The 25,270-nt window shown below is 65.0% G+C and carries 11 protein-coding genes and 1 pseudogene; 10 read left to right on the forward strand and 2 right to left on the reverse strand.

The window, feature by feature from the left end; genetic code table 11:
- Positions 1-512: 512 nt before the first annotated feature.
- Together PST29_RS15270 and PST29_RS15275 are read left to right on the forward strand one after the other, a co-directional pair.
- Positions 513-3,323 carry an SEC-C metal-binding domain-containing protein gene (locus tag PST29_RS15270; protein WP_060843576.1) on the forward strand — a complete coding sequence of 937 codons (2,811 nt, stop codon included), beginning with the start codon at positions 513-515 and terminating at the stop codon, positions 3,321-3,323.
- A pseudogene (locus PST29_RS15275) lies at positions 3,311-3,577 on the forward strand (IS3 family transposase); the annotation flags it as partial. The gene PST29_RS15270 and the pseudogene PST29_RS15275, both read left to right, overlap by 13 nt.
- A gap of 168 nt (positions 3,578-3,745) precedes the next feature.
- On the opposite strand, the gene PST29_RS15280 reads toward PST29_RS15275, so the two are convergent.
- Positions 3,746-4,150 (reverse strand): DUF2251 domain-containing protein, encoded by a 405-nt coding sequence (locus PST29_RS15280; RefSeq protein ID WP_060843577.1) that lies wholly within the window; start codon positions 4,148-4,150, stop codon positions 3,746-3,748.
- Between the two features lie 526 nt (positions 4,151-4,676).
- Here PST29_RS15280 and PST29_RS15285 point away from each other — a divergent pair.
- The 8 genes from PST29_RS15285 to PST29_RS15320 all read left to right on the forward strand — a co-directional run bounded on the left by PST29_RS15285 (position 4,677) and on the right by PST29_RS15320 (position 24,230).
- Positions 4,677-5,012, forward strand: coding sequence for a hypothetical protein (locus PST29_RS15285; RefSeq protein ID WP_060839280.1), 336 nt, complete (start codon positions 4,677-4,679; stop codon positions 5,010-5,012).
- Between the two features lie 90 nt (positions 5,013-5,102).
- Complete coding sequence (locus tag PST29_RS15290) at positions 5,103-6,035, forward strand: hypothetical protein (RefSeq protein WP_129406110.1); 933 nt, start codon at positions 5,103-5,105, stop codon at positions 6,033-6,035.
- 2 nt (positions 6,036-6,037) lie between these two features.
- Entirely contained in the window at positions 6,038-9,595 is a 3,558-nt protein-coding gene (locus PST29_RS15295) for a hypothetical protein (RefSeq protein ID WP_060843579.1), read from the forward strand.
- The gene (locus PST29_RS15300) at positions 9,592-10,959 is read left to right on the forward strand and encodes a hypothetical protein (RefSeq protein WP_060839283.1); all 1,368 of its coding nucleotides are present in this window, start codon (positions 9,592-9,594) and stop codon (positions 10,957-10,959) included. The genes PST29_RS15295 and PST29_RS15300 overlap by 4 nt, the downstream gene beginning before the upstream one ends.
- 15 nt (positions 10,960-10,974) lie before the next feature.
- Positions 10,975-21,399, forward strand: a complete 10,425-nt coding sequence (locus tag PST29_RS15305) for a LysM peptidoglycan-binding domain-containing protein (RefSeq protein WP_060843580.1) — start codon at positions 10,975-10,977, stop codon at positions 21,397-21,399.
- A gap of 67 nt (positions 21,400-21,466) precedes the next feature.
- Positions 21,467-22,015, forward strand: a complete 549-nt coding sequence (locus tag PST29_RS15310; RefSeq protein ID WP_060843581.1) for a hypothetical protein — start codon at positions 21,467-21,469, stop codon at positions 22,013-22,015.
- Complete coding sequence (locus PST29_RS15315; RefSeq protein WP_232513164.1) at positions 22,006-23,004, forward strand: DegT/DnrJ/EryC1/StrS family aminotransferase; 999 nt, start codon at positions 22,006-22,008, stop codon at positions 23,002-23,004. The genes PST29_RS15310 and PST29_RS15315 overlap by 10 nt, the downstream gene beginning before the upstream one ends.
- Positions 23,001-24,230 carry a hypothetical protein gene (locus tag PST29_RS15320; RefSeq protein WP_060843583.1) on the forward strand — a complete coding sequence of 410 codons (1,230 nt, stop codon included), beginning with the start codon at positions 23,001-23,003 and terminating at the stop codon, positions 24,228-24,230. Before PST29_RS15315 ends, PST29_RS15320 begins: the two co-directional genes overlap by 4 nt.
- A gap of 20 nt (positions 24,231-24,250) precedes the next feature.
- Here PST29_RS15320 and PST29_RS15325 read toward each other — a convergent pair whose 3' ends face one another.
- Positions 24,251-25,075, reverse strand: coding sequence for an enoyl-CoA hydratase/isomerase family protein (locus PST29_RS15325; protein WP_060843584.1), 825 nt, complete (start codon positions 25,073-25,075; stop codon positions 24,251-24,253).
- Between the last annotated feature and the right edge of the window lie 195 nt (positions 25,076-25,270).

Below are 25,270 nucleotides of genomic sequence, written 5' to 3' on the forward strand. Positions count from 1 at the left end.
CAACATGCTCTGGCTATCGGTGCTTTGGGGCAGGGGAGAGGAGGTGCGACGCTCCACAGTGAGAAGGGAGCCATCTACCCAAGTGCAGGGTGAGGCAAGCTTCGCTGCTTGATCCAGAGCGGCCACGCGTTGGGGCTGGATCTTCCCAGCGGATAAGTCACGTAACGGCATCCTTCCTATGATCGACATGACCTGACCAAATCTCCTTTTGGCGTATTCTGATTTGGATAGTGGCATATGGCAATCGTTCGAGAGTCTCAGGCTCAGCACTCTGCAAAACTTCAGCTAGTCAGAATCGCTATGGCCACGTACCTAGCAGGCCTGCTGGTCGTCGCTGAATCCCTGTTCTGTCACAATCAGAGGTATGTTGTTTTCAACTAGGTGACCCAGGAACAGCTTCGCGTTTTGGCTGGCTTCACCGAGAACGCCTGATCCTCCAACTCCGCAGTGATAGTAGTGCTCTCATCAGCCGTTCTGCGAAGAGCTTCTGTCGAATCTGGAATGGACACCCCATGCAATCGAATGACCCGAAACAGCCCGATGCCTTGCTTGATCCTGCACAACTCGTACGTATCGAATCTGTGCATAGAGGCTACCTCTACCAGCATCTGTACGCTGTGGGCTGCCTGTTCTTGGCTCAGGCCTCTGGGGTCGATGAGGTGCTGGTAGAGCTTGATGAGGACGTTGAGCTCAGCACTGATTCAGGCCGGGTCTACGTCCAGATTAAAACCCGCTCCCGCCCCCTGATGCCTGGCGACGCCGCAGGCGCGTTGGAGCGTTTCGAGCTGATCCGGCAGGAGCATAGGGCTGGGCGACGTGCCGGGAAACCTGAGTTCGTGGTCGTCGCCAATAAGCCGCTTGGCACAACGCTTCAAGCTGAGGTAGAAGAGAACAAGATTCCCTCGGACATGCGGTACCTTCATCCTGAGTTGAACGCGCCGCGTCCAGGTTACCTTCCACCTGCGTGGCCGACGGTGGAGGATGCGGCACGGTGGTGCACGGAACAGGCTGAAAAACTGAATTTCTCCCTCCTGTCACCCTCTGCTCTGACCTGGAAAATGGCGGGATTGGTGATGCTGGCGTCTGCTGCCGGCAACGGGAACCCCAGGCACGTGTTCCGCACATCGGAGTTTCCCGGCCTGTTCGAGCAACTGATCGTACAGCTGCAAGACTTTCCCACGCCGCCTGACTCATACAGCCCACAGCAGAACGAGCCGTCACTCACGTCTGAAGAACGGGTTCGAATCATTTGTGGGTTGTCCGGCGCAGGAAAAACGACGTGGGCCGCCCATGCTGCCCTGCATAGCTCGGAACCTTGTGCGTACTACGATGTTGGCGATCTACCTGGGCCAGCGATCGCAAGCTCCATCGTACGTGAGCTTGCCTCGAAGTATTCCAAGCGAGACCCGGAAGGAATTCGGCAGATCCTCTTGCCTGGTGCTAGCGGCTACGAGGCGATTCGGGCGTTCGATCGTTTCATGGAGCAAGCTGAAGCGCCCTTGCTCGTTGTCATCGACAATGCCCATCGCGTCCCCGTGGCGAACCTGCGAGACCTCTTAAACGCGACTCGCCATATCCGTTTCATTCTCCTCTGCCAGCCCCATGAAAATGTCCGTGAGCTCGAAGCGGTCATGAAGTTGCGGCGTGAGACGCTGCTGGGGTGGGATCTCGATACCGTCGCTCGGGTGGCTAGTGGTGCCGGTGCGTTCGGTAGCCCTCAGGCATTAGAGCAGCTCCGGACTTATTCAGGCGGACTGCCTTTGTACGTCGATAGCGCCGTTGCTGTAGCCGTGTCGGAATACGGTGGAGATGTCGAGGCCCTCTGCACCGATCTCGGTCAGCGAGCAAACATAGTGGAAACGGCCCAAGAGGTCATCCTGGCTCGCGTCTACGATGGCTATGACAAGGTTACCCAAGACGCCTTAGCCGTCGTCAGCCTTGCTGATACAGGGCTCACGCATGAAGAAGTCGTGCGACTGTTATCAGCCACGCTGAAACTGTCAAAGGGCGGCGCAGCATCAGCCATCAGAAAGATCCAGGCCACCGGGACGGTTGAGGTGTTCGGTGCAAAAACACTCAAAGTCCACGACGCCGTCCGTGCTCTGGGCATGCGCCACCTGGAGCTGATGGGTGAACCGTTGATCTCCGCTGCACTGGTCGCCTTGAAGGATCTGCTGATCGAGAGCATGGAGAAGAACCGTGATACGTCACGGTTTGCGCTTCTCACTCGGATATTCATCAGGCTCAACGACGTGATGACACTGATTGGGCTGGCAGGAGAGGAGCTGTTTTACGAGATGGGGCTGTCGGTCGACATCACCTCAACCTTGAAGCAGGCGCTTGATGAAGGTGTCCTGAATCCCGACCAGGCTTTCTGGGCGCTTGATGGGCTTGTGTTTTCGTTGATGCGAGAAGGTCGCTTCAACGAAGTGGCTGAGTCTTTGCGCGCAATGGAGCAGCTCCTGAACGAACATGGGTTTGAGTTCCGTGAGCAGGTCGCTTGGGCGATGAGAAAAATTCTGTTTGCCGCCGACCAAGGCCGCGAGGACGAGGTGAGGCATGCAGTGGAGTACGCCACACCAAAAATTCCGGACGCTGGCAACCAGCGGGTTTTTGACTACAACCACGCGATCGCCCTGTGGAAGTTGAAGCGCCACAAGCAAGCTGAAGCGCTATGCAAGAAAGTGGTTGATGAATACTTTGAAATTCTCGGGCTGACGCCTAAGGAGGTCATGGGCAAGAATCCAGATGTCCTTTGGAAGGTGATCAAGCGACCACCTGACGTCCAGGAGCACATCAAGCATCTTGCTGATGCATTGGAGGTGTATGCCAGAGTTCGCGAAGCTCAAGGCCTGCATGCACCTTTCCAACGCATCCATTCGATGAAGTTCTTTCAAATGGTCGAGGGCTATGAGTCAGTTGTTCGCGTAGGCCAGGATCTGGCGGATATGTTTGTCGGCATTAAAGATTTCGAAGGTGCCAAAGAAGTCATGGAGCAGCATGTTCTGCCGGTCGTTGCCCAGGCAGGTCTTATCGGTAGGATGGTTCAAGTGAGGAGCCAGTACGCGGTGATCCTCGCTTGGTGTGGTGATCACCACGGGGCTGTTAGTGAAATAAAGCGGCTAGATCCCTATCTGGAGGGTCTGGACGAAGATCAAAGGCAGGAGATTGAGGGGCAAACTGCCTTAATCGCAAGCATCATCGGCGAAGCCAGGCGTGTGGCGGCGAAGAAAACGATGGTGGGTGTGGCCCGGAATGAGCGATGTCCATGTGGTTCGGGGTTGAAGTTCAAGAAGTGTCATGGTGCGTGCGCAGCTTTTTGAAGGCGAACAATTTGGTTGCCAGCATGAGTTGTCGAGGCAACTGTCATGACAATGCCGTGGCCGAGAGCTTTTTCCTGCTTCTGAAACGGGAACGGATCAAGCGGAAAATCTACCCCACACGGGAAGGTGCACGTAGTGATGTGTTTGATTACATCGAGATGTTCTAAAACGCGAAACGTCGTCATGGTTTCAACAATCAGCTGTCGCCGGTAGAGTTTGAAAAGCGTTACGCAATAAGCTTGCAGGGTGTCTAAAAAAAAACCGGGGCGATTCACTGGTATACGATTTAACATAATATACATTATGCGAATATTCATATTGAAGCTTCTGGGCCAGTGAAGGCCAGATTTGCAGAGCCTGCTCCTGGTCTTCCAATCCAAGGCCTCTGCGTAAAAAGCCTGGCGATGATGCCAGGCTTGCGATCAAGCAAACAGATCAAGGGCTGCGTCGTCCCACTGATGACCGCCTTCGGACCAGCCTTTGCCTATCTGCGGTGGAAACCCGGATCTGCAATATCCTTGCTTGGCATCGAAATCAAACACCGCATGAGGAAAATCATTGATCAGCAAGACCGCCTTGCGGTGATCGACAGCCCAGCCGATTTTCACCATCGATGGTTTGTGGCCGTCCGTAACATCGGCGGCGTTGTAGATATGCAGCGCATCGTGGATCGGGTTGTCCTCGGCTGCGGTATCTAGTGCATAGAAATAACCGGTGTTGCCGTCATCTTCAAAAACCACGACAAACGAACCTTCCTCTGCAGGAGCTTCCAGCACCAAGGCCTGGCCGACCGTCAATTCGCTTTCAGCTGCTAGATAAATAGGCATTGCAACTATCCCTGTCTCTTCGAGTATTCAAGAGCGCGCATGATGACAACCCGGAACTACCCAGGCAATCTCCATACAGAGATCAACGTCAGTCTGCTCCTGGTATTTCGCCCCTTCCTTTGGTTTTTTGCCGGGTTCTATTGGTAACTCAACTAAATCACCATTTAGTTGAGTTAATCCCGCGCACTCTTTCCATCTACCCCTCATCCCGCAACTATCAGCTTTGTTGCGGTTTCGCTCTATCCGTAGGTGTCAACGCAGAACCCGGGAGTATCCAACTATTTTGTCTTAACAGTGATAACAAAACGCTATTAGAGGCCTCGTGCCTCGAACTCCTGCCCAATCCAAGAGCCTTTAAGTTACGCGGCCTGCAGCGTTAAACGAGGTGTGTCTTGAGCATCCCACGAGGGTCAAAAACGCCTTTCGAGCGCTGGGTCAGCGACCTCGACAGACCAGGAAGCACACCTAGACTCTCACCCGGTTCAGCCCGCTGAATCATGCCCAACACACGAAAAGGATATTCAACATGACCGCCTTCACCTCGGTAAACACCGTCACCACCCCCCTGACCATCAACAGCCAGTCCACCGCGACCTACAACGGCGACCCCAACCAGACCACCAAAGTGACCTTCAGCTATCAGAACAACCTGCTGTGGGCCACCCAGGTCAACAACACCGCAACTGTCCAGACGCTCAGCGCCGACTCCTCCGCCGGTCCGGTCATCCTGCGCAAGGGTGCCCAGGTCAAGCTGCAGAACGTGGGCTCGGCGTTCAGCATCCTGTTCACCGGGGAGATCGTCGACAGCGGCTCGCAAACACCGTTCAACAACACCAACATCGGGACCTTCACCCTGTCGTGATCGACTCGGGCTCCCTGACCGGAGCCCATTTGCGAGGCCGGCAGCGCCGGCTTCGCTTCATGCAATACGGGACATGGACGGTACCCTCGCGTGACCAGGCAACGGATGCTCTACACCCGGATTCTCTGGGCAACCCTCGGCGCGATCCTGGCGACTGCAGCGTGGTTGATGACCACCGGCAGCCGTGCGCCAGTGGTGTCCAGCAACGGCCACGAGCAAATCCTTTCCAGCACCGATGCCAGCTCGCCCGCCGCAGATTGCGTCGACCTCTCGCCCTCCTCCTCTGCCGCCCCCGGCGAACCTTGCGTACCGGGACCGGTGCTGCTGCCCGGAATGCAGGTCAATCGCCAGGTCGGTCCGGTGATGTTCGTGCTGGTGGTGGACAGCCACGAAGCCCGGGTCAATGCCCAGGTTTCCCTGGGCAACGCTGGCATGACCGGCTTGAACATGACCGCCGCCGCGCCCACTGCCGACTTCGATCTGGCCAACGCGGATGGCCAGCGGGTCTGGGGCAGCCTCGGCGCCTTTTTCTGCGCCCCGCCCAACACATCGCACCTGCTGGCCGACTTCACCATTGAAAATCAGCGCGACAGCAGCAAGCCCGTGACCCGGGCCTATCGTGGCGACCTGATCCGCTGGCAGAGCCCGACCACCAGTGTCCTGGCCCGCTACCGCCAGCCCTTGCTGCCGGACCTGCAGGTGACCGTGGAACTGCTGGATCCCTACAAGGCCGACAGCAGCAACGCGCTGACCGCCCAGGTGAGCTTCTATTACGCCAGCGATCTGATCGACCGCTACACCCTCATGGCCACCGCCACCCCGGTGAGCCTGCGTCAGTCCAGCGTCGGACCGGTGCGCATCGAGGGCGGACTCCTGGACTTTCGTCCCGCCACCCAGGAGCAGCAAGGGCAGCTCAGCCTGGATGGCACTTTCCAGTCCGGTCACAACCCACCGAACCACTACGTCGGCAGCGTCGCCGACTGGTCGTGGATCCGTGGCCGCGCCGACAATTGCAGGGGATAGACATGACCAGCACGTCCGACTACCAGCAGATCGCCCACAGCGCCGCCTACGCCCTGCCGGATGCCAGCGGCTATGGCTGGCGCGGTTATGTCATGCCCAAAGGCACCGCGCCCGGCAGCCTGCCGGCCAGCCTGAGCCCGGCCGATGCCTTCGACAAATATGCCGGCCATTACCTGTTCGCCCCCAGTGAACCGGCCGCCCTGCGCAGCGACCCCACGGCATTCGTCAACGCCCTGTACGACTTTCTGTTCGCCGTCGACCAGCGTAACTTCGTCGGCCGCGCGCTGCTGTGGCTGCCCGGCTCCAGCCTGCCGGCGCCCCAGGCCTTCAACAGCTACGGCCTGCGCATCAGCGTGGCGGCCCCCAGCCAGGTGCAAAACAACCTCAACCTGCAGCTTGGCGATCGCCTGACGTTCTTCATCAGCTTTGGCACCTACGTCAAATACGACCCGGACTTCAACGCCCTGCGCCTGAAATCCAATGCCGGCATCACCATAGGCTTGATCGACAAGCTGGCGGCCGACAGCGGCCTGCAGCTGACACCGCCGCAACAGCCCCTGGCCTACGTGCCCCTGGACGGCAATCAGGCCGGCAGCCTGACCTACGCCTTGACTTACAGCAGCCAGCCCGCCCTCAAGTATTTCCAGACCGGCTTTACCTATGTGGCCAACACGACAGGCGGCCAGAGCGTGCTCAATTACCCGGTGTTCAACCCCAACGGCATGCCCGCCAGACTGACCATGGGCGGCGTGCTCGACCCGCTGGACCCGCTCAATCAGAACATCGCCGCGGCGCAACTGGCCGCCGGGCTGATCCGCACCGCCATCAGCTTCGCCAACCCCGGCACCACGGCGTTGCCCAGCCAGTGGCGCAGCACCGCCGGCAACCCGATCAGCCTGATCCCGCTCAATGGCCTGGACGCCAACGGTTGGCCCCGGCCCTACGCCGCCAGCCTGGTGTTCTGTGCCCAAGGCGGCAGTTACAGCCTGACCCTGGCCGGCGACTTTGGCTTGAGCCTGCCGGCCGCCAGTGCCGGGCAGACCCTGCTGTGCGGGATCTTTGGCACCGAATGGCTGAGCTTCAGCCCCTACAACAGCTCCTTGGGCCCGCAGGACAACGACCGCTTGCGCCTGCTCGCCGCGCAACCGGCCTATGCCCCGGTGTTTCCGTTCCAGGCCAGCAGCCTGGTCACGCCCACCAGTGGCGCGGTCAGCGCCCTGCTCAACGGCGAGCACCGTACCTCCTGGTGCAGCCTGGTGGCCGGCGCCTCCACCCCGGCCTACAGCGCCCAGCCCGACGGCAGCCCGCTCTATGGCCAGGGCCGCGGCAACGGCGCCACGGCGCTGCTGGCCCCGGCCGCGCCGAGTACCCCGCTGCCCCAGGACGCGGGGTTTGCCTTCCCGCTGGTGCCGTATGCGGGGGTGAGCAGCAATGCCAGCCTCAACCTGACCCAGTTCGAAAGCGAGATCCTCGCCGCCTCGCGCAAGAGCCTGATCAGCGCCGCGACCCTGCCGGGCAAACAAGCCGCGCGGGCCCGTCGCCTGCAGCGGCTGCTGACCACCGACGCGGCACCACCCAATCGGGCGACCACCCCGCAAGGCCTGCTGGTGGACCTGGACGCCGACGGCATCGGCTACGCCAAGGTGCTGCTGGCCCGCTCGCCATCCACCCAAGGACCGCTGGACTTTGCCTTCGTGCAGCCCAGCGAGGCCCTGCACGAGGCCTTGCAGACCAACCAGCTGTTTCTGGTGGGGGTCAATCCGCAGCCGTTCTGCACCCAGGGCGCCAGCTTCAGCAACCGCATGGACATCGCCGACTGGCGCTTCATCGCCAACATCGGCGTCGGCGTGCAAACCACCAGCTACCGCAATGTGCTGATCCTGAAGTACTGCGCCGGCAGCCTGAAGGAGCGCATCGACAACCCCAATCGCTGGACCATGCCCGAGACGTTTTCGAAGACCGCGGACCTGGCGCCGGGCCTGGAAACCCTGGCCTACACCGGTCTGTCCCAGTGGCTGCAGGACTTCATCGCCGTCGCCGAGGCCAAGGCCGCGGCCAGCCCCGACAGCCTCTACGCCGACTTCGTGGCCCAGGTCAGCGACCCAGCCTGGAACGGCTTCATGGTGCTCAACGCCGACCTGCCCCTGGACAGCCTGCCCGAGCAACTGGCGGGCATCGCCGCCGGCATCGACTACAGCCGCTTCCTGGCCCACCACTTTGGCGCCAGTGTCAGTCGCATCAGCCAACAGGGCGACACCCTGGATATCCAGGGCATCTCCACCCTGTTCGGCCTGATCGACTACCAGAACCCCTCCTACGAACAGGCCCAGGCCAACGGCGCGGCCCCGGACATGCCGGTGGCCCTGAGCACCAGCAACGGTTATGCCTTCAGTGTCCTGCAGCTGCAGGCGCTGTTCCGCCAATCCCGGCTGGTGACCTTCAACAGTCGCATCCAGCTGAGCCTGGACCTGCTGTTCGGCTCGCCGATCCGCGCCACCCTGCGCGCCGGCCAGCCCAGCGCGGTGAATGCCATGGTCCTGGACGGCAGCGCCCTGCAACAGAACGACACCACCACCTACGTGTTCGAGCAGAGCCAGAGCTACCTGTTCAACCTCGACAGCAACGTGCTACCGGCCGCCTCGGTCAACCGCATTCAGTTCAACACCCTGGGCAGCCCGGACGGCGGTGTCACCACCGCCAGCCGCTTCCTGCTGTGGGGCAAGCTGGATTTCACCCTGCTCAAGACCGCGGACGGACCATTCGATCTGCTGTCCTTCGGCAGCGCCGACGGCAGCCCGAGCAACCAGGGCCTGGCCTACACCAACCTGGAAATCGCCATGGCCTTTCCCAGCGCCACGCCCAATGCCGTGGGCTTTGCCTTCAACCCCGACAACCTCGGGTTCGACCCGGCCACCAGCCAGGTGCGCGGACAGAGTCTGTACAAGGGCCTGACCCTGCAGCTCAAGCAGTTCATCCAAGCACCGGCGCAGAAGAAGCCCGCGGACTACGGCTTTCTCCCGGTGCTGCCGGAGAACCTGGCGCTCAAGGCGCTGTCGGGTGCCTGGTCGGGCATCGTCTACAAGGTCACCATGGGCTCCCCCGGGGCCCTGGTGTCGGGCACCGGCTTCGAGTCCGACCTGCTGATCGCCTGGTCGCCCGGCAGCAAGAGCGGCGACGCAAGCCCGATGCTGTTTGTCGGCCTCAGCCTGCCCGGCGCCGCGCCGTCGGCCAGCGTGTTTTCCCTGCAGGGCATCATCAAGGTCTCCACCGGGCCGATCAAACTGCTGTACCAGACCATCCCCGATCAGCCCGACACCCAGGCCAGGTTCTTCAACCTGCAACTGACCGATATCGGCATCAAGATCCTCGGCATCGCCAAGTTGCCGCCCGGCGCCACCCTGCAGTTCTTCCTGTTCGGCGACCCGCAGTCCTCCGGCAGCCTGGGCTGGTACGCCGCCTACGTCAAAGACCCGCAGAGCCAGGCCGCCAGCCTCCTGGCCCTGGAACCCGACAGGTCCACACCCCCGGCATTGACCGGGCCATCGGAGGTGACGCCATGACTCGGGTCCTGTACTGGAACATCGAGAGCTTCGGCTACAACAAGATCCGTCCGCTGAGCACCAAGCGCGATCGCAACGGCGCCTTCATTCCCGACCTCGACGCCGCCGACCGCCTGGCCCTGATCCTGGCCCATATCACCGCGTTCAATCCGGACATCTTCGTCGTGGTGGAGACGGCCAGCGGTCCGAGCCACGGCCCCGGATCGCTGATCTCCCCCACCGGCGGCTGGCAGGGCTGCGCCGAACTGCTGCTGCGCATCCGCAACCTCACGGGGGTGCCCTGGAACCTGGTGCCGCCACTGGTGGTCGGCCAGGCCGGGCGTGCCGAGGGGGTGGCGGTGTTCTACAAACCGGTGATCCCGGCGGGCGGCGGCGTGGCGGCGGGCAAGCGCCTGTTCACCGGCCCCAACGCCTGGTCGCCGGCGGGCAATGGCATCAGCTTCAACCCCCACGCGGCGGCCCCGCCGGCCGCCGGCAACTACCCGCTGCTGCAGACCCAAACCTGCTTCAGCGTGCCCAACCGGGCCATTCCGGCCACGGCGCTGAACCCGGGCAACCTCAACGAAAGCCGCTGCGCGGCGCGGGTCGCGTTCGTCGACAATTTAGGCGCGGCGATCAACTACGGCGGCTTGCGCGAACCCTACATGGTGACCTTCTGTGAAACCGTCGACGGCCCGCCGGTGGTGGTGCAGCGCAACCTCACGCTGTTTGCCATCCACTCGCCGCCGCAATACGTCGCGGCCAATGCCTACCTCAATGCCCTGGCCAATGTGCGCGACATCAGCGCCGCCCTGGGGGCGCTGGAAACCCGGATCATCACCGGCGATTTCAACGTCAACCTGCTGAGCCAGAACGGCAACGATCCGGGGCGCTATGGCGCCCTCACCGCCCTGGGCTACGGCCTGCAACTGCAAGCGCCGGCCCTGGCTCCGCCGCCGGCGCTGGAGGCCTACACCGGCTACTTCGCCACCCACCTGCGCAGTCGCAACGCGAGCATCTTCTGGTCGACCAACGCCGGGGCCGTGCCCTATCCGGGGTACCGCTATATCGGCTCGTCCAACAGCAGCAGCCTGTATTCCATCGACAACATCCTGGTGCGCGGTGGTGCGGCGGGCAATTTCACCATCGCCAACAGCGTGGTCGGGGTGCCGCTGAACGTGGTCAACCCCGCGCCCGGCGGTGCGCCCATGGGCCTGGTGGCCATGGCCAGCGACTTTCAGGCACCGCCGCCCGCCTGGATCCCCGCGCCCCCTGCCCCCGCCCCGGCATTCGCCCCGGGCGACCGGCAACGCTACCGCGGCTGGCGCAACCTGGGGCACATCCGCTCCACCAGTGATCACCTGGCCCTGTTTGTGACGGTCTGAACAAGGAGAAGACAGATGGCCAACAGTCCCCTGAGCAACCTCGCCGCGGCCCTGACCGGCGATGCCGGCGCGCCGATCGTCCTCACCCGCGACTACCTGATCGCCGGCCTGGCGGACGCCACGGTCAGCGTGTCCGCCACCCTGGACAACGACCTCAAGGCGGCCTTCCAGTCCCCCGTCGCCGGGCTCACGATCAACCTCACCGCGCAGAGCGTGCAGCCGCTGAACCCCGCCACCCAGAGCTTCAGGGTCACCGGGGTCAGCGCGCGCTTCCTGCAACAGGACATCCAGCAGGGGCTGGTCCTGACCTTCGGCCTCACGGGCGCTGCCGGGGCCCAGAGCCTGACCCTGGAAATCGTCACCACCCCGGCCAGCTGGACCTGGGCCGACCTGTCGAGCTTCGCCACCGGCATTCCCTTCAAGTGGGCCGCAATCAGCAACGCGGTCTTCACCTTCAAGGCCAGCCAGGGCCCGCGCCAGGGCTTTGCCGCCCAGCTGACGCCGCCGGCCCAGCTCAGCACCGCGGTCGCGGTGGTGCAGAACCTGGGGTTCCCGACCCTGGCCCTGCCCTTCACCGGCAGCATGGACTTCGCCAAGGTCGACGGGGTCGAGGTGTTCATGCCCACCACCACCTTGCAGGCGCCATTCCTCAACGTCAGCGGCGGCCTGAAGCTGCTGTACCTGAATGTCGACACCCCGGTGTTCGGCCTGATCATCGGCCCGCCGGAACTGCAGGACGGCGAAGACCCGGCCGAAGCCTTCTACGACCAGCAGGTCAGCCTGTATTTCGGCCTCAACCTGAGCCTCACCGACCAGAACGGCCAGTCCGTCGACTACCAGATGCGCGCCCTGGCCCAGATCAACAACGGCAGCGCCTTCAATTTCTACCTCGGCCACAGCGATGACGGCAGCGCCCTGCTGACCCCGGCGACCATCATCGGCCTGCTGGACAACAACGGCAGCTTCTTCAGCGGCACGCCGCCGGTGCTGCAACAGTTCCTCTCCGGAATCGGCCTGCGCAGCCTCGCCCTGAGTGGCGTCGCCCGCCCGAAACTGGCCCTGAGCACCGCCAGCGTGACCCTGGGCGCCGACCCCACGGTGATCAATGTCGAGCATCCCTGGGTGCCCCTGCAGGACCCGACCAACCAGCTGGTGTTCGGCGTCACCGATTTCGAACTGGTGTGGGGGATCAACTTCCTGCCCGAGGGCAACGCCCAGAGCTTTCTGTTCCAGACCCACTTCCTGCTGTTGCCCGAGGTGTTCAAGGGCAAGACCGCGGGCGAAAACGGCCTGTTCTTCGTCCAGTTCAATTCCGACCTGCAACTGCTGGCACGCTTCGACGGCACCGCCAACCTCAACGACCTGATCGCCACACTGACCGCTCAGTTGATCCGCATCCCCAAGAGTTTCGTCGACGCCTCGCTGTCCGACGTCGGCCTGAGCCTGGACGTCGGCGCCAAGAGCTACGCCTTCAACGCCGGTTTCGAGCTCGACCTGAACCTGTTCACCTTGGCCGGCAAGCCGATTCTCTCGGTCACCGACGGCCAGCTGTACATCAAGGCCACCACCCCCACCGCCGCCAGCGGCAGCAACGCCCCGGCGGTGACCACCTACCAGGCGGGGATTGGTGGGCTGGTGGGTATCGGTCCGTATTTCGCCAATGCCAGCCTCGACTACGACGGCAGCAAGACCCCGGCCACCTGGCAAGTCGCCGCGCAACTGGCGCAGCCGGTGGACGTGCAACAGCTGGTCAGCCAGTTCCTCAGCTTCGGTGGGGCCTTTGCCTTTCCGGATTTCCTGCCCGGCCAATTGCTGGTCAACACCCTGGAAGTGGACGCCAGCCTGAGCACCGGCAACACCCCGCTCGACAGCTACACGGTGGCCGGCAGCCTGCGCTGGACCTTCAACCTGGGCCAGGCCTTCAGCGTCGACACTCTGGCCACCCTGAGCCTGAGCTACGACGCCAGCAAGCCGGCGAACCAGCAATACAGCGGCAGCGCCACCACCCTGTGGGATTTCAGCTTTCTCAACGACAGCGTGCTGCTGGGCTACAGCTTCGCCCCCGACAACCAGGGCAGCAACGCCCAGCTGACCCTGTCCTGGGAAGGCCTGACGGCGATCTATCAGGTCGACAAGAAGACCCTGACCTTCACCCTGAAGAACTGGAGCCTGGGCCGGCTGATCCAGAAACTCATGCAATCGCTGAACGACCCGTACTTCACCCTGAGCTCGCCCTGGGACGTGCTCAACCAGATTTCCCTCGACGGCCTGTCGCTGATCATCAATCTGGAAAACAGCAGCGGCAGTAGCGTGCCGAGCATCAGCGCCAAGTACACCCTGGCGAGCAAGATCGACCTGGGCTTCATGAGCATCGACGGCCTGGTGTTCGAGCGTAAAAAGGTCAATGGCGTGGACAAGATCACCCTGGGCATCGACGGCTCTTCGGTGTTCAAGGGCAACAACCCCCAGGAGCAGCAGGACTGGAGCAACCTGCTGGACCCGAGCAAAGGCCAGCCAGTGGACAAGCTGCCTACGGTGCCGGGCCAGGGCACGGACTACTTCAGCCTGCCGCTGCTGGTGCTCGGCCAGCGGGTGGCCATCAGCGGCTACGACAGCTTCGCCAACACCAAGGCGGTGATCGACGCCCTGAAGGGCGTGCCGTCGACCACCGGTTCCAGCAACACCCTGAACCCCAGCGACAGCGGCAGCAAGGGCGTGCCCTACTACAACCGCAACAGCGACTGGCTGATCGCCGGGCAACTGTTGCTGCTCAAGACCGGCAAGGACTGGACCGTCGACCTGATGCTGGTGTTCAACGACCCCAACCTCTATGGCCTGCGCCTGGCCCTGGCCGGGGAGAAGGCCAAGGCCCTGGGCAACCTGGTGCTGGACATCCTGTACAAGAAGATCACCGACGATGTCGGCGTGTACCAGATCGAATGGACCTTCCCCGACAGCATCCGCAACCTCAACTTCGGCGCGGTGTCCGTGGTGCTGCCGGAGATCGGGGTGAAGATCTACACCAACGGCGACTTTCTCATCGACATCGGTTTTCCCTACAACCTGGACTTCACCCGCTCATTCTCGATTTCCGCGATCGTCTACGGCGTGCCGGTGCTCGGCGCCGGCGGTTTCTACCTGGGCAAGCTGTCGTCGGTGACCGCCACCCAGGTGCCGAAGACCACCCAGGGCACCTTCGACCCGGTGATCGTCTTCGGCCTGGGCCTGCAGTTGGGCCTGGGCTACAACTTCGTCAAGGGGCCGCTCAAGGCCGGTTTCGCCCTGACCGTGTTCGGCATCCTGGAAGGCACCATCGCCGCCTTCCACGCCTATCGTCCGTCCACCGCCCTGGTGCCGGCCGGCAAGAGCGTGCAGGACGACTACTACTTCAAGATCCAGGGCACGGTCGGGGTCATCGGCCTGCTCTACGGCAGCATCGACTTCGCCATCATCTCGGCCGCGGTCAACGTGCGCATCACCCTGTCGCTGTCCCTGACCTACGAGAGCTACAAGCCGATTCCGATTGCCGCCCGGGCCACGGTGGAGGTCAGCGTCAAGGTCAAGATCGACCTCGGCCTGTTCAGCTTCAGCATCAGTTTTTCCTTCCATGCCGACGTCTCGGCGCGCTTCGAGATCAACGCCATCGAGAGCGGCCCGGCGCCCTGGGCCGAACCCGGCCTGCTGCTGGCGCGCCAGGCCCGCCATGTCCAGCTGGCCAGTGCGCGGCGGGCCACCACGCCGCAACCGATGACGCTGCTGCGCGCCGCCGGCAAACCGCTGCTCAACCTCTACGCCACGCCGCAATTCACCGTGCTGTGCAACGAGGGCGCCAGCGACTACGCCGACCAGCAAGGAGCCTTCGTGTTCCTGCTGACCATGGACGCGCCCTCGCCGACCCGGGCCTCGGCCGACAGCGCCGGTAACAGCAGCTTCGAACGCCTGTGCGCCGACTACCTGCCTTGGCTGGTGGGCAGCCTGGGCTCGGCCAGCAGCAACCAGGACACCCTGGCCGACATCCTCGGCACCCTGGTGGACAAGGCCATGCTCGAGGAGGACATCAAACGCCTGGCCGACCTGGCCAACCCGCCGTTCGGCATCAGCGAGCTCCTGACCTTCCTGTCGTCCTTCGAGGTCAGCATCACCCTGCCCGACGCCACCAACCAGGCGCAGATCCAGCAGGTGCTGCAAGCCGGTTCGGTGCTGTTCCCGGTATTCGACGGTCTGTCGCTGAGCGTGCCCCTGGCCAATGCCGGCAGCGCGACCGTGGATTTCGCCCACTACGTGGGCACCAACAGCACCTACCGCAGCAATGTCGCGCAGATGTTCAAGGAGCTGGCCGCGCTGGTGACCGACGAGGAAACGCCGACGCCGGCACTGCGGGCCGCGGCGGACGACAGCGAATCCATGGCCGCGGTGATCTTCACCGACGCCTTCATGGTCATCGGCCGGCAACTGTTGCAGGTCGCGCTGAATGCCTTTGACGACTACGCCTATGCCACGGCCAACGGCAACTCCATCAGCACCATCCTGAGCTGGACCAACGACCAGCGCGGCAACAACCTGACCCTGGACGATATCGTCCGGCCCAACGCCGAAGTCGCCCTGAGCGACGGCCTGACCCTGGAGATCCCGCTGCCGGCCTATACCCTGCAGAGCAGCGACACCCTGGCCAAGGTCGCCGCGGCCTGGTCCGACAGCGGCGTACCGGCGCGCTGGAGCACCAGCGCCCCGGGGCTGATCCTGGCCAATGGCAATTCGTTGGTGATCGCCGCCAATCAGGTGATCAGCCTGCCGGTGGGCAACGACATCCATCAGTACACCACCGGCCCCGGGGAAACCTTCAACAGCCTGGCCCGGGCCCTGGGCGTCACGCTGGCGCAACTGGCCCAGGACAGTGCGCTGTACGCCATGCCCGGGCTGTTGCTTGCCGGCCAGCCGCTGCTGCTGCCGAACCTGGCGTACCGCACCGCCGGCGACAGCCTCAACAGCGCCGGCGCGCGCTTCGGCGTCAGTGCCATGACCCTGTTCAGCAACCCGGCATCGGCCAACTTCGGAGTGGCGCCCCTGTTCGCCACGCCGCAGATCACCCTCACCTCGCTCAACAGCCTGTACACCGAGGACCTGTGGAATCTGCTGGTGGCCACCGACCAGCTGTCGCAACTGGCGGGCATGCTCTCGCGCTTTCTGGCCTACGGCCTGCGCCTGCCGGCGAACCCGGCGGGCATGGGCGGCCTGAGCCTGAGTCCGGCGTTTCTCTACCCCGCCCAGCAGAACGCCTATGGCCTGTACCAGCTGACCGGGCAGCAGTTCCCGACTCCGGCCGGCCAATTGCCCGGCAGCGACTTGCCCATCAGCCTGAGCCGGGCCGCCACCAGCCATGGGGTCGACCTGTCGTTCGTGCAGATCGCCGGGGCCAGCAGCGGCTCGATGAACCTGAACCAGGCCTACAGCAACCTCTGCGGGGTGCTGGCCTACGCCCGGCAAGGCAAGTTCCAGCCGGCGCCGCGCATCGACCTGCTGCCCACCGTGGCCCGCAGCCCGAAAGACTACGCGGTGAAAAGCGTGTCCCTGTGGTCGACCGCCGACCTGCAGCAATTGCGCAACCTCTGCCAGCCGGGGTTGCGGGCCAGCAGCGAGGGCGGCGCCAGTGTGCAGCCCATGCTCTGGTCCCTGCCCGACGGCCTGATCCAGCTGATCAACCAGCGGGTTGGCAACCTCGCCCGGCAGTTGCCGCAGCTGGCGCAGCAAATACCCTACCTGCCGGCGTTCACCCCGTGCGAGGTGTCCACCGACCCGGCGACCCTGGAAACCACCAGCCGCGAGATCCCGGCCTACAGCTACGCGACTCGGGTCGACTTCACCATCAAGCGCCTGCCCCAGGCCGAACCCGGGGCCATCGCCGGCAGCGGCAGCAACCTGTCCTACACCTATGAACTGCTCGGCCCGTCGGCCACCGACGCGCAGTTGCTGGAACGCCTGCTGATCGCGGTCAGCGAGCTGGGCAGCGCGATCATCAGCGGTCAGTTCCTGCTGATGCCCCAGGGCAACGCCAAGGCCAGCAACCTGCTGAGCCAGGCCGCCAGCGACTTCCTGGCCTTCCTGACCCAGACCAACCTGTCCACTGAAACCAACCCGCCGCCGGCCCTGATGGCCGCGCGCCTGGCCGAAGAAGCCGGACCGCGGGGCATCCTCAATCCGCCCGAGGAAGTGGTCAAGCTGCTCTGGGAACTGTCCACCGTGCGCTCCGGCGGCTACTACCTGAGCTACTACGATGCGATCGCCACCGCCGGCCTGCCCGACAGCATCTTCGACGACAGCGGCACCGCCACCCTGACCCTGGTGGTGACCTACCCCCGCGACGCCCTCGACGGCCGCCTGGGCAACTTCGTCAACGCCTTCGTCAGCACCGACACGGTGATCCAGCAAGGCAGCCACATGACCCTGCGCTCGGCCGCCACCGCCGACCGCAGCCAACCGACCAGCGCCGGCGACAGCCTGGACAGCCTCGCGGCCTTCTACGGCATCGGCACTGGACGCATCGCCGAGCTCAATGCCGGCGTCACGCTGAGCAAGGCAGTGCAGGTGCCGGTGGACGGCATCATCCACCTGGTGACCCCGGCCGAGGCCAGCGCCGGCAACGGCCAGAGCGCGAGCATTCTCGACAACCTGGCGCGCTATTACTCGGTGGGCGCGCTGCAGCCGATCAGCGCCACGCAGATCGCCAACCTCAACCCCGGGGTCAGCGCCGCCGGCGGCGTGGCGCTGTTCATCCCGGCCCTGACCTATGTCGTCGACGCCAGCCTGGCGCCGGGCAACAGCCTGCAGTCTCTGGCCAGCTACTACGGCCTTGACCTGGACGCCCTGGCGGTGAGCGCCGCGCAGGTCCCCGGGCTGTTCAGCGTCGGCAGCAGCCTGAGCATCGACACCCAGACCTTCGATCTGCAAGCGGTGTTCAACCAGGGCAACGCGGCCTTCAGTGTGCTGCGCAACAACCCGCCGCCGGTGGATTCGCCAAGCCTGGACCCGGACGGCTACGCCAGCGCCTACCTGTACAACCTGTACTCGGTGCTGTCCGCCGGGCTCGACGGTTCACCCTGGTTCAGCGCCAGCGAGCTGGCCCTGCCCTTCGGCCCGCAGCGGCCGGACAGTGGCGTCGACTCGCCCGAGGCCCAGGCCCACCGGCAGGCCATGCGCGATCCGCAAAGCCGCGCCCGGGCCCTCGATGCCCTGGCCGAAGACAGCCAGTACAGCTACCAGCAGACCCTTGGCCTGGCCCGGCGCGCCACCAGCAATGCCGCGCCAGTGCCAGCCCGGCCCGGGCTGCCGAGCGCCGCGGACAACCCCTACCGTGGCGTGGGCAGCTTCGCCCAGGTCAACCTGACCTGGCTGGACATCTTCGGCAACATCACCGTCACCCCCTTCCAGGCACCCACGCCCGGTTATCCCGGCAGCCTCAATCACCCGCCGCTGCCGCTGCGTTACTGCGACCGGCTGATCGCCCTGTCGGCCTGGCCCAATACCCGCAGCTTCTATACCTACGAAGCCGTTGCCGGTGGCGCGCAACTGGTGATCAGCCTGAGCCTCGACACTTCCAGCTATGACCCGGCCGGCGGTGGCGACGTCAAGGTCCAGGCCGACAAGGACCTGGAGATGTTCAGCCTGATCTACTACCAGCTGAACCAGTCCTACAAGGATTTGCAGTTGCCCTGGTGCCAGGGCCGCGCGGTCAGCGTGGAGCTGGTCAACAGCCTGTTCGCCCAGCCCCTGACCCAGCTCGACGACAACCAGGCGCAGCCGCTGCTGGACTATGTCAACGAGGTGATCCTGTACCTCGCCCAAGTGGTCCAGGGCACCCGCCCCGCCGCGCCGGCCACGGTGCAACTGAAGCTGGCGGTGGACATCGACGCCCTGGCTCCGGGCTCGATCCTGCCGCTGAGCCTGACCCTCAGCCTGCGCCGGGTGGCGGCGCTGGTGGAGCCGGATGTCGCCGGCCTGGAAGGTGGCGTGGCGGTGACCAGCACCCTGCTGCCGGTCCCCGACGCGCTGAGCGCCAGCACCAGCGGCTACAGCCAGTTCGCCCGGGCCTTCGAGGCCCTGTTCCAGCGGGCCGGGGCCTGGATGACCCGGGTCGGCAGCGGCACCGCGGACCCGGGCAGCACCCCGGACGGCCGCAGCCAGACCCTGTGGGCTGCGCGCTTCGCCCTCGGCGACGGCAACGACGGCATCCGTTACCGCATCGATCCGGCCCCGGGCTACTTCGCCGCCCAGCCGATCGCCCGCAGCCTGACCTCGGACAGCGTGCAGATCTACCCCAACTACCAGCCGGACCAGCCATTCCCGAGCGGCGATCCCGTGACCCTGACCCTGACCGGGGTCGATCAGAACCTGTGGTTCGAAACCGCCCTCAAGGCGATCGACGGCTTCCTCGCGCCGACCTACGCGCCCTCGGTGTTTCTGCTCGACACCCTGCTGGGCAGCAAGGACCCGCTCAAGGACGGCAACCTGGGGAAAATCCTCAGCGCCAAGCAGACCCTGGCCGACGCTATTGCATCGACCATCAAGCCGGTGCTCTCGGCGGGCCCGCAGGATGGGCCGGCGCGGGCCGCGGCGGGCGAGAAGCTGCGCCAGACCCTGCTCAACCAGCTGTATTCGGCCTACAGCACCACCGCCATCGTCGGTTTCTCGGTGCAAGGCAGCGCCACCGGCGAGCCCCTGTCGCTGTACGGCCAGCCGACGGTGGCGAGCGCCGCACCTGCGGCGCGCACCAGCGACCCAGCGGTGGCCGGCAACGACAACTACGCCTTTGGCAGCGGGCGCATCGCCCTGCCCGACGCCCCTGGGGAGAGCGCCCTGGCGTTTGTCTTCAACTCGCGCAACGAGGCGGCAAGAAGCTACGTGCCGCTGGACCTGGAGCTGCAGATCAGCCACCTGGAGCATGACGTGCGCAACGTGCCGGGCATCAGCGGCTACACCCAGTCGAACTGGATCTCGCTGATCTCCGGTCCCTTGCGAGTGCCCCTGGCCGACGGCCAGACCCTGAACCTGCCGGTGCTGCTGCGGGCCCTGCCCGAGCCGCCGACCATCCAGGGGCAGACCGCGACGGCCTGGGCCCCGGTGCCGCAGCAGGTCTCGGACCTGAGCAAATGGACCTACGCCTTCGACTCGCTGGTGCGCGGCACGGCCCAGGACAGCCTGAACGTGGCCATCGCCCTCAACACGCCAACCGTCGATGGCGCGCTGCGCAGTGCCAACAAGAGCCTGGTCACCGCCCTGGCGCAATTCGTCAGCGTGTACCCGAGCATTGAAGTGGCGATGCAGGACAACCTCAGCGCGATCAACTTCGGCGAGCCCACCGCGGTGCAGATTGCCGCGGCGCAACAGGCGGTGGAGGCCTTCGTCTACATCGTCCAGGAGGTCACCGAGGCCTACGATGCCTGGGCCCGGCCGCTGCTGCGCAGCGCGGCGGCGTTTGTCGCGCCCCAGGCCCTGACCTGCAGCTTCAGCCAGGTACTGGCACCGGTGACGGTGGATGGCCAGGAGCGGGCCGAAACCCTGCTGCTGGATGTCAGCATCAATCAGGTGGCGGCCAGCTACGATGCGGCCAGCGGGCAGATCAGCGCCACCCTGCCCCAGCTCGGCAAGGTCAGCCTGCCCTTGCCGCTGGTGCAGATCGCCCCGCAACAGTACGAGGCGGTGAGCGTGGTCGATCCGAGCAACCCGGGGCTGATCGCCTACCGCTACCGACTCAAGGGCAGCCAGCCAGCCGTGTGGCTCGCCTACGCGGATGCACTGCTGATCGACGAGCGCCGCACCAGCCTGCCGGCCCTCAACCTGTTCGACCACCAGAACGCCTGGGCCTCGCTGTCGGTGGAGCGCAACCGCATCCTGTTCCCTGCCGCGGACATCGGCACCCTGCAGACCAACCCGCTGTTCCGCTTCTCGACCCCGGTGGTGCGCTTTGTCGAAAGCATCAGCCCGCACATCAGCCAAGGCGCCTTTTCCCTGGACAACCTGAAGGTGCCGAACGCCAGCCTGGACGACTACCTGGAGGTGTTTTTCGCCGCCCTGGGCGCCGGCAGCAACGGCACCACGGTGCAGGTCGGCATGGAGGGCCGCTACAGCTACGAGGTCGCCGCGCCGGGGGTGGTCGCGCGCACCGTGCTGCCGGCGGCGCTGCTGTTGCCGGTGGCGACTTCGCTGAACAGTCCGCCGGCCTTCACCAGCGCCTTCAGCCAGGCCATCGATCGCTGGCGCCTGGCCGAACAGGTCACGGTGCAGGGCAACGCCCGGGTCGACCTGACTCTGCGGGCCTTCAGCGCCGACGATCCGGCGCAACTGGCGCGGGGCGCGGTGGCCGCGGACAACCAGCCACCGCTGCTGAGCATCGAGACTCTATGGGTATCCGCCAACAAGGTTCCACCGGAACAAGGAGGTGCATGAGACCGCCACTGCCGCGCACTGTTGATGAAGATGACCGATTTACATCAAACCTGTTGGAGTACACCACATGAACGGACACACCAATCCCTCCTTTGACGAAGCCATGCCACTGGGGGCGTCTGATGCGCAATTCATCAATGACCTGCATGAGCTACTGGAGCGCCATGGCAACCTGGATCGCTTCGGACTCTGCCTGCTGCACGATCACTTCGCGGTCGCCGAGGACGAGATCCTGCTCGAATGCAACGACCATGAAGCCCGCACCCTGCACCTGGATGTGGTCAAGCGCGGCGCGCTGCCGGAGAGCAAGTTCACCAGTTGGCGCATCGGCGGCCCTCGGGCCGAGGCCCTGACTGCTTGCGCCATGGATAAATGCAAGGTCGAGGCCTTGACTGCCTGCGCCATGGACAAGTGTAAGGTCGAGGCCTTGACCGCCTGCGCCATGGACAAGTGCAAGGTTGAAGCCCTCACCGCCTGCGCCATGGATAAATGCAAGGTCGAAGCCCTCACCGCCTGTGCCATGGATAAATGCAAGGTCGAAGCCCTGACCGCCTGCGCCATGGACAAGTGCAAGGTCGAAGCCCTCACCGCTTGCGCCATGGACAAGTGCAAGTAGTTCCAGGTCCTGCCGATGGCCAGTGGCGGGCACGGGAGGCCGATCGGCTGCCGTGCTCGTCCTGGCTTGCGCAGTTTTATCAACGGCGTCACGGCGCCCTGGTCGGTTCCGGCACCGCGGCGCTGGAACTGGCGCTGCGCCAACTGGGGGCCGCTGGCACCTGGCGGGTCGCGGTTCCGGCCGCCACCTGCCATCAAGTGGTGGCCGCCGTCCTCAATGCCGGCGCGATACCGGTGATTATCGAAAACGCCGCCGACCTGCTGCTCAGCAGCGAGGCGCTGGCGCCCCATATCCATGGCCTGGACGCGGTGATCGCGGTCCATCAATACGGCTTGCCCTGTGACATCCCGGCCTTGCGCCAGTTGCTGGGCCCGCGCCTGCCGATCATCGAGGACAGCGCCGGTGCCTGGGACCTGTGCTGTCCCGGCGCATCGCTGGTGGTCACCTCCCTGGGCCACGGCAAGGCCCTGGACATCGGCGGCGGTGGCGCGCTATTCGGCGATCTGCCGGTGGATGGCGACATCGACGTCTGGTCGCCGGGCCAGCGTTCCCGCGCCTGCCCGGCCTTGAGCCCGGCCCTGTCGATTCATGCCCTGCCGGCGCTGATGCCCGCAGTCGCCCGGGCCCAGGCCCGTAGCCGACGGCTGCGGGAGCAGATGCCCGGGCTGCTGGCGCGCTTGCGCGATGCCGGCCTGGAACCCTGGACCGCGGCCGGATCGGCGCTGCCCAGCGGTCAATACCTGGCGATCCGCACCCGCGAACCGCAGTTGTTCGAACGCCTGCGCCACAGCCCCCATGCCGACACCCTGGGGGTCTGCGCCCCGGCGGCCGGCGCGCTGCGGGAGCTGCCCATGCTGCGCGGCCGTGGCGAGGTGGCCCAGGGGCCGCAAGCCAGCCTGGAACTGCGCCGCAACTGGGTTCTGCTGGACCCGATCGCCGCCCTCGACCACCCCGGGCGCCTGGATGCCTGGGCCGGAGACACTCGATGAACAGTCCCGCCTGGCAACCCCAGCACGATCTGAACCTGCCTTTCGCCCCGGGCCCACGGGTGCAACGACTGGCCGACTACGCCCAAAGCGGTCAGACGCTGAGCACGGAACAGTTGCTCGGGGTGGCCGGTGCGCGAGTGCTGTTTGCCAACTACCCGGCGCTGCGCGCCGACTTCGACGCGCCCTGGGAGGGAGCCACGGAGGCGGCCATCGATCGCTGGCTGCTGGACCACGCGGCTTTTATATCCACCAGCCAGGCAGCGGCCCAGGGCATCAACACCCCGATTACCCTGGACGACCGGCGGGTAACGGCCTGGCGTCCGCCACGTTATGGGCGCGCCGCGGTGCTGTGCGCGCCGGCCAGCGAGCAGGTGCTGTTCGACATCAAGGGCATTGGCGTGCCGCCGGACGAAGCCCCGCAGTTGCCCCATTCCAACGGTTTGCTGACCCTGGCCGAGGCGGTGCACGAAGTGCTGATGGAGCACCTGGTGTTCGCCGCCATGAACCACGCCGGCGCCGCGATCACGCCATTGCCGGCCTATGCCCTGATCGACCTGGGTTTCGACGCCTTGTGGCATGACGGGCGTGCCGCGGAACCGGCGGTGCTGCTGTTGCGCCGGGCCTGCACCCGCCCGCGCTGCCAGTGGCAACGCTACTGGCAGGGCCCCGAACTGGCCGGGGCCCTGATGCAGGCCGAGCTCTTGTTGCGGCGTTATGGCTTGACCGCCAGCAGCTGCGGCGCGGTGCGCTTTCACCTGTGCCAGGAAAACTGCGAACTGCAAGTCACGCGCGATGAGCAAAGGCTGGCGGTCAGTGCTCAGGTGGCCGGGACGCTGCAACGCCTGTTGAACGCCAACCGGGGTGCGCCCTTGCTGATCGACGGGGTCAATGTGCAACTGGCGGGAGTGCCCGGCGTGGCGCCATTGCAACTGCAGGTGATGGACTTTGGCCGCTATCGGTTTGCCGAGCGCTTCGACCATCACCTGTACGCCTGGATCGACGCCGACTACCAGAACCTCAACGGCCTGTACCTGGCGCCGGATGATCCGCGCTACGTGCAGCCCGATCCGCGCCTGAGCCTGGCCCGCAGTGCCGAGGGCCGGTGTTTCGCCGAGCTGCAACGCCAGGTCGCGGGGTTTCGCCAGGGCGGCGATCCCCAGCGCCTGTGCCAGGCATTGCGCGCCACCCTGGCAGAAGCCTGCCGGCCATTGCGCGGCCAGGCCTGAAGCCCGGGTCCGGGCGGGGCTCAGTCGCCGAGCAGGCCCGGCGCCGGGCGAACCCGGCGATCGGGGTGATCACGCTCGATGAACTGGCGCAGTCCTTCCCGGGTTTCCGGGGCGTGGATCGAACGGTTGAAGCACTGGGCCTCGATCTTCAGGCCTTCTGCCAGGGGCAGTCCGTAACCGCGGATGGCGGCTTCCTTGTCCGAGCGCATCGCCGGCTGCGGCAGCCCGGCGAGCATCCGGGCCAGCTCCAGGGCCCGTTTGAGGGAGCGCCCGCTGGGCACTATTTCGTTGACCAGGCCAATGCGATAGGCCTCCTGGGCGTCGATCACCTTGCCGGTGAGGATCAGCTCCATGGCCCGGCCCATGCCGATGATCCGCGGCAGGCGCTGGGTGCCGCCGTCCGCCAGGCCGATGTTCCAGCGGCGGCAGGTGACGCCAAAGGATGCGTGTTCCTCGGCGATGCGCATGTCGGCAAAACAGGCCCACTCCAGGCCCCCCGCATAGGCCACGCCATTGACCGCGGCGATCACCGGTTTGTAGACATCGACCCAGCGGCTGGGGCCAATGATGCCGGGGCGCTCGCCACGCTCATGGGCGGCCATTTCCTCGGGGTCCGACGGCACCAGTTGTGCGGCGGCCTTGAGGTCGCCGCCGGCACAAAAGGCCCGGTCGCCGGTGCCGGTGATGATCGCGACCAGGGCGCTTTCATCGTCGCGAAAGCGGCTCCAGGCTTCGATCAGTTCGCGGTGGGTCACGGGGCCGATGCAGTTGCGCTGCTCGGGACGGTTGAAGCGGATGACCACGATGGGGCCCTGTTGCTCGTAGGCGATTTCCTTGAAGTTCATGGCAACTCCTGTTGCAGGTCGTGGCCCGCTTGAGCGAACCCGAACAGCAGTATAGGCAGCCACGGCCCCGGGCCGGTGTGGCGTGGCACACATGCCTGGGCGCTGCCTGGACAGCCAGCAGCGGCTGGGGCGCTGGCCGGCGCACCGGCCGGCCTGTTAGCCTAGCCACCCGCTTTGCCTGCACTGCGAAACCGC

Source organism: Pseudomonas sp. St29, assembly GCF_001547915.1.
Classification (GTDB): domain Bacteria; phylum Pseudomonadota; class Gammaproteobacteria; order Pseudomonadales; family Pseudomonadaceae; genus Aquipseudomonas.

What these genes read in the sequence shown, in the direction of transcription:
- PST29_RS15270 (WP_060843576.1), top strand. Translation starts at nt 513, where the DNA reads ATGCAATCGAATGACCCGAAACAGCCCGATGCCTTGCTTGATCCTGCA.
- PST29_RS15280 (WP_060843577.1), bottom strand. Translation starts at nt 4,150, where the DNA reads ATGCCTATTTATCTAGCAGCTGAAAGCGAATTGACGGTCGGCCAGGCC.
- PST29_RS15285 (WP_060839280.1), top strand. Translation starts at nt 4,677, where the DNA reads ATGACCGCCTTCACCTCGGTAAACACCGTCACCACCCCCCTGACCATC.
- PST29_RS15295 (WP_060843579.1), top strand. Translation starts at nt 6,038, where the DNA reads ATGACCAGCACGTCCGACTACCAGCAGATCGCCCACAGCGCCGCCTAC.
- PST29_RS15300 (WP_060839283.1), top strand. Translation starts at nt 9,592, where the DNA reads ATGACTCGGGTCCTGTACTGGAACATCGAGAGCTTCGGCTACAACAAG.
- PST29_RS15305 (WP_060843580.1), top strand. Translation starts at nt 10,975, where the DNA reads ATGGCCAACAGTCCCCTGAGCAACCTCGCCGCGGCCCTGACCGGCGAT.
- PST29_RS15310 (WP_060843581.1), top strand. Translation starts at nt 21,467, where the DNA reads ATGAACGGACACACCAATCCCTCCTTTGACGAAGCCATGCCACTGGGG.
- PST29_RS15320 (WP_060843583.1), top strand. Translation starts at nt 23,001, where the DNA reads ATGAACAGTCCCGCCTGGCAACCCCAGCACGATCTGAACCTGCCTTTC.
- PST29_RS15325 (WP_060843584.1), bottom strand. Translation starts at nt 25,075, where the DNA reads ATGAACTTCAAGGAAATCGCCTACGAGCAACAGGGCCCCATCGTGGTC.